At 71.9% G+C, this 7,439-nt stretch carries 4 protein-coding genes and 1 pseudogene; 2 read left to right on the top strand and 3 right to left on the bottom strand.

Features of this window, described 5'->3' with window-relative positions; all coding sequences use genetic code 11:
• Nucleotides 1-45: 45 nt before the first annotated feature.
• On the bottom strand, nucleotides 46-540 hold the full coding sequence (locus IE185_RS25605) for a MarR family winged helix-turn-helix transcriptional regulator (RefSeq protein WP_138896106.1): 495 nt from the start codon (nucleotides 538-540) through the stop codon (nucleotides 46-48).
• A gap of 221 nt (nucleotides 541-761) precedes the next feature.
• On the opposite strand from IE185_RS25605, the pseudogene IE185_RS25610 reads away from it, so the two are divergent.
• A pseudogene (locus tag IE185_RS25610) lies at nucleotides 762-1,540 on the top strand (GH25 family lysozyme).
• Nucleotides 1,541-1,656: 116 nt separating this feature from the next.
• On the opposite strand, the gene IE185_RS25615 reads toward IE185_RS25610, so the two are convergent.
• Together IE185_RS25615 and lon are read right to left on the bottom strand one after the other, a co-directional pair.
• On the bottom strand, nucleotides 1,657-2,217 hold the full coding sequence (locus IE185_RS25615; protein ID WP_138896107.1) for an SAM-dependent methyltransferase: 561 nt from the start codon (nucleotides 2,215-2,217) through the stop codon (nucleotides 1,657-1,659).
• Between the two features lie 184 nt (nucleotides 2,218-2,401).
• Nucleotides 2,402-4,804 carry an endopeptidase La gene (gene lon / locus IE185_RS25620; protein ID WP_138896108.1) on the bottom strand — a complete coding sequence of 801 codons (2,403 nt, stop codon included), beginning with the start codon at nucleotides 4,802-4,804 and terminating at the stop codon, nucleotides 2,402-2,404.
• A gap of 275 nt (nucleotides 4,805-5,079) precedes the next feature.
• On the opposite strand from lon, the gene IE185_RS25625 reads away from it, so the two are divergent.
• Nucleotides 5,080-5,787: a GNAT family N-acetyltransferase gene (locus tag IE185_RS25625; RefSeq protein ID WP_138899684.1), complete on the top strand. Its 708-nt coding sequence runs from the start codon at nucleotides 5,080-5,082 to the stop codon at nucleotides 5,785-5,787.
• The last annotated feature ends 1,652 nt before the right edge of the window (nucleotides 5,788-7,439 follow it).

A 7,439-nucleotide genomic window follows, 5' to 3' on the forward strand; every position in this document is an offset into this window, starting at 1 on the left:
CCTGGCTCACGCCGCGCTCCGCGGTCCGCGCTCCGCACCCCGGCCTCAGCCCTCCGCCCGCGCGTTCAGCTGGTGCAGCAGCCGCGCGAGTTCCGCCACCTCCGCCCGGTCCCAGCCCGCCAGCTTCCGTACGTACCGCGCGCGTCGCGCGTCGCGCACCCGCCGGAAGCGGGCCCGACCCTCCTCCGTGAGGGCGACCAGTGAGGCCCGCCCGTCCGCCGGGTCGGGCTCGCGTGTGACCAGACCGAGCTCCTCCAGGGCCCGCAGCTGCCGGCTCATCGTCGCCTTGCCGACACCGAACCACGCGGCCAGTTCCGTCGCCCGCTGCCGGTCCGCCTCGTCGAGCCGTACGAGCAGGCCGTACGCCGCCGGCTCCAGCTCCGGGTGGACCTCGCGGGCCATGTCACCGGAGGAAGCCCGGGCCCTGCGGAGAAAGACGGCCAATTCACGCTCCAGCGCGAGGAATTCGCGGTCCACGCCACTCCCCTCCGCCACGCGCCCGTCATCCGCTCTTCCGCTTCCGTGCACGTCAGAACTCATAGCGCGCTTTCCTCACCCCGAAGTTTTCTTTCACCCGCGTTCATTGCCGCAGCTCCGCCAGTATTTCGCAGGAGTAGACCAACGGCGGAACCCGGACACCCTTCCGCCCGCCCGGTCTACGTGCGTAGCGTCCTTCATGACATGTCCACACCAGTGGCTTTGTCGACAGGTCTCCCCACGCCTGTTCCCGCCACCCCCACCGAGCCTTTCGGAGGCACGCGATGCTCGTGCACAGATCCGGAACGGCCCGCCGCCCGCGCACCGCGGCGGCCGGGATTCTCCTCTCCTCACTCTCCGCTCTCGCCCTCCTCCTCACCCTCCCCGGCGCGGCAACCGCCACCGCCGCCGGGACCGCCGGAACTGCCGGGGCTGCCGGGACTGCCGGGACCGCCGACGGAAAGCCCGAACGCGGCTCCGCCCACATGGGCATGGGCGTCGTCGAGCACGACGGCCGGGGCGGCCTGCCGCGCGACACCCGCGTCACACAGACCGAGGGCGTGGACGTCAGCAGCCACCAGGGGAACGTCAACTGGTCGTCCCTCTGGACCAGCGGCGTCAAGTGGGCCTACGCGAAGGCCACCGAGGGGAACTACTACAAGAACCCGTACTTCGGGCAGCAGTACAACGGCTCGTACAACGTCGGCATGATCCGCGGCGCGTACCACTTCGCGACGCCCAACGACTCCAGCGGCGCCAACCAGGCCCACTACTTCGTCGACAACGGCGGCGGCTGGTCGCGCGACGGCAGGACGCTGCCCGGCGCGCTCGACATCGAATGGAACCCGTACGGTGCGCAGTGCTACGGCAAGACGCAGAGCGGGATGGTCGCCTGGATCCGCGACTTCCTCACCACCTACAAGGCCCGCACCGGCCGCGACGCCGTCATCTACACGGCGACCAGCTGACGATGTGGCAGTACACGTCGACGGGCCCCATAGTCGGCGACCACAACAAGTTCAACGGCGCCCTCGACCGCGTACAGGCCCTCGCCTACGGCTGACCGGCCCGGCCTCGTCCCCTCAGCGCGCGTACGGGTCCCGCGGCCCAGCGGGACCCGTACGCGCGGCGTCTCGGCAAGACGTGCGAGGGCGAGGCGTGGCCCCGCTCGTACGGCTCCTACGCCCCCTCGGCCTCGTCCGCCGTGGCCCCCGGAAGCTGCGCGACCGTCGCGACCACCGCCAGCAGGGACGCGTCGCCGGCGAGCGGATGCGTCGTCGCGGTGGCGATGAAACCGGCGTCGCTCAGGTGGGTGAGCAGCAGGCCCTTCACCCGCGCGATCTGCTCGGGGTCCGGTGGCGCGTAGCAGAGCACCAGGCTTCCCGAGGGGCGGAGCAGCCCGGCGACGACCGCCAGCTCGCGGGCGGCCGGTCCGGTCCAGAAGGCGTTGACGTCGACCGCGAGAACCTTGTCGAAGCGGCCGAGCGTGTCGGTGTCGGCGTCCGCCAGGGCCGTATGGACGAACGTGGCCCGGCCGGCCGCCACGGCGTCGGCGTTGCGCTCGCTCGCGGCCGTGACCGCCACGTCGGAGCGGTCCAGGCCCACGAGCTCGCCGTCAGGCAGGCCGTCGAGGACCAGCCCGGCGGCGACGCCGCGCCCGCATCCGATCTCCAGTACGCGGTCGCCCGGGCGTACGTCGAGAAGGCCGACGGCCACCGTGAGCCGCTCCGGTACGCGCATGCCGCCACCTCGCCGTCGCTGATGCCCCCGGCCGTCGCCCTCTCCCGCCGCCTTCCGCGCCCCTCCTGGATTGTTTCCGATACCTCCGTTGTATCCGATTACCTGCCCTTTCGCGCGGAAGCCCCCCGTCCTCCCAGGTGGGAGCGCGGGGGGCCTGCCACGGCCGGGCCACCGGCGGCGTCCGTCACGCCGCCGCCGGCACCCGTACCTCTGCCGGGGCCAGGGCGATCTCCAGGACCTGACGGACGTCCGTCACCGGGTGGATCTCCAGCTTGTCGAGGATCTCGGCCGGTACGTCGTCCAGGTCGGCCTCGTTCCGCTTGGGGATCACGACCGTCGTCGTACCCGCCCGGTGCGCGGCGAGCAGCTTCTGCTTCAGGCCGCCGATGGGCAGGACGCGCCCGGTCAGGGACACCTCGCCGGTCATGGCCACGTCCGTACGGACCAGCCGCCCGGACAGCAGCGACGCGAGGGCCGTCGTCATCGTGATGCCGGCGCTCGGGCCGTCCTTCGGGACCGCGCCCGCCGGGAAGTGGATGTGGACGCCCCGGTCCTTCAGGTCACCGACCGGAAGTTCCAGTTCCGCGCCGTGCGAGCGGAGGAAGGAGAGCGCGATCTGGGCGGACTCCTTCATGACGTCGCCGAGCTGGCCCGTGAGCGTCAGCCCCGCGCCGCCGGTCTCCTCGTCGGCCAGCGACGCCTCGACGAAGAGCACGTCGCCGCCCGCCCCCGTGACCGCGAGCCCGGTGGCCACGCCGGGGACCGCCGTACGGCGCTCCGACGGGTCCTGGGCCGACTCGGGCACGTGGTGGGGCCGGCCGAGCAGGGCGCGCAGGTCACCGTCCGTGATCGTGAACGGCAGCTCCTGCTCGCCGAGCTCGTGCTTGGCCGCCACCTTGCGCAGGAGGCGCGAGACCGAGCGCTCCAGGTTCCGTACGCCCGCCTCACGGGTGTACTCCCCCGCCAGCTTCCGCAGCGCGGACTCGTCCAGCGTCACCTCGCCCGGCTCCAGGCCCGACCGCTCCAGCTGGCGCGGCAGCAGGTGGTCGCGGGCGATGACGACCTTCTCGTCCTCCGTGTAGCCGTCGAGCCTGACCAGCTCCATGCGGTCGAGCAGCGCCTCCGGGATGGCCTCCAGGACGTTGGCGGTGGCGAGGAAGACCACGTCGGAGAGGTCCAGCTCGACCTCCAGGTAGTGGTCGCGGAACGTGTGGTTCTGCGCGGGGTCGAGCACTTCGAGCAACGCCGCGGCCGGGTCGCCGCGGAAGTCGGACCCCACCTTGTCGATCTCGTCGAGGAGGACGACGGGGTTCATCGACCCGGCTTCCTTGATGGCGCGCACGATCCGCCCCGGGAGAGCCCCGACGTACGTACGGCGGTGTCCGCGGATCTCCGCCTCGTCGCGAACGCCGCCGAGAGCGACCCGTACGAACTTGCGGCCCATCGCGTGCGCGACCGACTCGCCCAGCGACGTCTTGCCGACGCCGGGCGGCCCGACGAGGGCCAGCACCGCGCCGCCGCGACGGCCGCCGACGACGCCGAGGCCCCGGTCGGCCCGGCGCTTGCGCACCGCGAGGTACTCGGTGATGCGCTCCTTCACGTCCTCCAGACCGGCGTGCTCGGCGTCCAGGACCGCCTTGGCGCCCCGGATGTCGTACTGGTCCTCGGTCCGCTCGGTCCAGGGGAGCTCCAGGACGGTGTCGAGCCAGGTGCGGATCCAGGACCCCTCGGGCGACTGGTCGGAGGCCCGCTCCAGCTTGTCGACCTCCTTGAGGGCGGCCTCCCGGACCTTCTCGGGGAGGTCGGCGGCCTCGACGCGGGTCCGGTAGTCGTCGGACTCGTCCTCGCCCTCCTTGCCGTTGATCTCGCGCAGTTCCTTGCGTACGGCGTCGAGCTGGCGGCGCAGGAGGAACTCGCGCTGCTGCTTGTCGACGCCCTCCTGCACGTCCTTGGCGATGGACTCGGCGACGTCCTGCTCGGCGAGGTGCTCGCTCAGCCACTTCACGGCGAGCTTGAGGCGGGCCACCGGGTCGGCGGTCTCCAGCAGCTCCACCTTCTGGGCGGTGGAGAGGAACGGCGAGTAGCCGGAGTTGTCGGCGAGGGCCGAGACGCCGTCGATCTGCTGGACGCGGTCGACGACCTGCCAGGCGCCGCGCTTCTTCAGCCAGCTGGTGGCGAGCGCCTTGTACTCCTTGACCAGCTCGGTGACCGCCCCGGGGAGGGGGTCGGGGAGCGTCTCGTCGACGCCGGTGCCCTCGACCCAGAGCGCGGCGCCGGGTCCGGTCGTCCCGGCGCCGATCTGCACGCGGCTGCGGCCGCGGATGAGGGCGCCGGGGTCTCCGTCGGAAAGCCGCCCGACCTGCTCGACCGTGCCCAGGACGCCGGTCGCGGCGTACGTGCCGTCGATCCGCGGAACGAGAAGCACCTGCGGCTTGTTGCCACTGGAACGGCCGGCGGCCTGCGCGGCCTCCACCGCGGCGCGTACGTCCGTGTCGGACAGGTCCAGGGGCACCACCATTCCCGGCAGCACGACCTCGTCGTCGAGCGGCAGCACGGGCAGGGTGAGCGGGTTGGACGTCGAAGCCATGATCTCCCCTTCGGCAGTGAACTTGAGCTATGCCGACTCAATGCTTGGGCGCGGACGAATGTTCCCGGGGAAGGGTGCGTTCGCTGTGGGCGATCAAGGGGGTGGGGTCGTTGGGGTGGGTCGGGTTTGTCGACCCTGGACGGCACTGGGCGTTTGTAATACCCTGATGCACCGATTGGGTATTACCGAAGCTGGGTGGCGTCACTGCTCCGCCGACGCTCACCTTCCGACGCTCACCTTCCGACGCTCGACTCACGACGCTTAAGGAGCCCCGCATGCCCAGCTCGCCTTTCGGTTCCACCGCCGCTGCTGTCCGAGCGTGGGTGGAGGGATGGGTCGTGTCCCGGGGGGCCTCGGACCCGGTTCCGCAACCCTGGGGCCTCACGGTCGACGTGGGGTTGCCGCACCACGCCACCCGGCACGTCATGACCGACGCGGACGAGGTGACGGTCCGCAAGCTGGCCGAGGCTTACGCCGCGCCGGCCGTCGCGCTCAAGATCTTCCTGCCACCCGAAACCGTCGCCCCGTGGCTGGGCCCGGAGTGGGTGTCGGACGGCCCTGGCTGGCTGATGACGACGCCGTTGCACCCGTGGCCCGGCGCGGCGGCCCCGGGGGACGGCCCGGAGGGGTACACGGTCAAGTCCTGGCAGCGCGGCGGCGTGACCCGCCTGCTCGTCACTGCCCCCGACGGCGGCTTCGCCGCACGCGGCCAGGTCGCGCCGACCGGCCGGACGGCAGTGGTGGACCAGGTGGAGACGGCCCCGGCGCACCGCCGCAAGGGCCTGGGCGCCCTGGTGATGCGCACGCTCCAGAACGCGGCGTACGAACAGGGCGCGTCGGTCGGGATCCTGGGCGCGACGACGGAGGGGCGCGGACTGTACGAGTCGCTGAACTGGCAGGTGCACGCCCCGCTGGTCAGCGTTACGTACTCAATGCCGACGGACTCACGGCCGCCGTCGTCCACGCGGGCCACGAGGTCGTGACAGACGACTCAAAACCGCTGCCGGCCCTCGACAGAATCACCGCCGCCCTACCTCTACCCCTACGGATACCCCTACGGATACCGAAGGGGCCCGCTGCGACAGCGGCGACGTTGGCTGCTGCGGGGCGGGGTGAATGTGCGGGGGGGCCACTGGTTGCTTCTGGGGGGTGTGGCTGAGGGTGTACCACTGGTTGTTCGGCGGGGTGGTTCTCGGGCCCGTCCCTGGCGCTTCAGGGTCGGTGGGCCGGGGTGGTGCGTCAAGGGCGCTCCTGCGTCGCGTCGCCTTCGGCGATTGCGCTTCGCTTCACCCTTGACCCACCACCCCGGCCCACCGCTGACGCTCAACAAGGGACGGCCCAAGAAAGAACGCCCAGCACGGCAGCGGGTCTGTCGGTGCGGGTGGGTTTGGTGGCTGTCGGGTGTGTGGGTGGGGCGCGGCAGCTTCCGGGGGTGGTGCGGCCCCAGTCTCGGCGGGTGCGGCGACGGTTGTTGGTGCGGCACCACCATTCCGACGCACACCGACACCCAGGCCGGTGGGCGGCCGCGCTGTCGGGGCGACCTGCGGACCGTGCTGCCTGCGGGTGGGCGCGGTAGTGGAATGGGGTGACTCGGGTGGTGTGGCGTCCACCCCCACCGGAAACCGCCCGGAGCGCAGGCACGGTGCTGGGGTGAGTGGGCGGAAGGGCACCCGGGGGTGGAAGTTGGGAGGGGCCTGCCGACGGCCAAAGGGGCGAGCCGGCCGAGGGCCGCCGGTCGACCCGTACCAGCGGGGCGGTCAGCCGCCCCTGCGCGGACGCGATGAACCGAAACCCACAGAAGACGAACCCCGACGCCCACGATGTCCGACTTCCCCCCATTGTGGAGGGGTGAGTGTGCGTCGACTGTCGTGTTAGCTCCACACGAGCCCCTCAACACGGCTCGACATGGCTCAAGCCGCCCCGCCCGACAGGACGGGCGGGCACTCCCGCCGCCACATCCACCACACCCGCCCCACCGGACGCCCGGGTGTCGAAGATGACCGCTGTCCGTCCTGCCGTCGCGCCGCGCGACGGCAGGGCAGGCGGTCCCGGTCGCTTCAACGGCTGCCACAGAGAGCCGAAATGAACCCATCCCGACAGTTGATGAAAGCCGACGCCTCTCCCACCTCGTCAGTCACACCCGTACTGCTTCCGTTCGTCATCTGTGAGTTTCGGTTCATCACGGCTCGGCGGCTCGACAGCTCCACGGGGCGGCGGCTCCACGGCATCGGCGGCTCGACGGCCCACCGCGCCGCCGTGCGACCACGCCCCGTCACCGCCCGCCGCCCCCAAGCGCTGCCCACTACTCCGATGCCGCCGGTGTGGGTGGCGGTGGCTTACCACCCACTCACCCCAGCAACCAGCCTGCAGTCCGGGCGGTTTCCGGTGGGGGTGGACGCCGAACCGGCCCGAGTCACCCCATTCCACTACCGCGCCCCACCCGCAGACAGCACGGTCCGCAGGTCGCCCAGCAAGCCCGGCCGCCCACCGGCCGGGTGCCGGTGGACGTCGGAATGGTGGTGTCGCACCAACAACCGTCGCCGCACCCGCCGAGACTGGGGCCGCACCACCCCCAGACCGACCGCGCCCCCACCCCACACCCGCCGCCCGGCGACGGCGCGCGACCACTCCCCGA

The sequence above is a fragment of the Streptomyces chryseus genome (assembly GCF_014650755.1).
In the GTDB taxonomy this organism is placed as follows: domain Bacteria; phylum Actinomycetota; class Actinomycetes; order Streptomycetales; family Streptomycetaceae; genus Streptomyces; species Streptomyces chryseus.

What these genes read in the sequence shown, in the direction of transcription:
- IE185_RS25625 (WP_138899684.1), top strand. Translation starts at nt 5,080, where the DNA reads ATGCCCAGCTCGCCTTTCGGTTCCACCGCCGCTGCTGTCCGAGCGTGG.
- IE185_RS25605 (WP_138896106.1), bottom strand. Translation starts at nt 540, where the DNA reads ATGAGTTCTGACGTGCACGGAAGCGGAAGAGCGGATGACGGGCGCGTG.
- lon (WP_138896108.1), bottom strand. Translation starts at nt 4,804, where the DNA reads ATGGCTTCGACGTCCAACCCGCTCACCCTGCCCGTGCTGCCGCTCGAC.
- IE185_RS25615 (WP_138896107.1), bottom strand. Translation starts at nt 2,217, where the DNA reads ATGCGCGTACCGGAGCGGCTCACGGTGGCCGTCGGCCTTCTCGACGTA.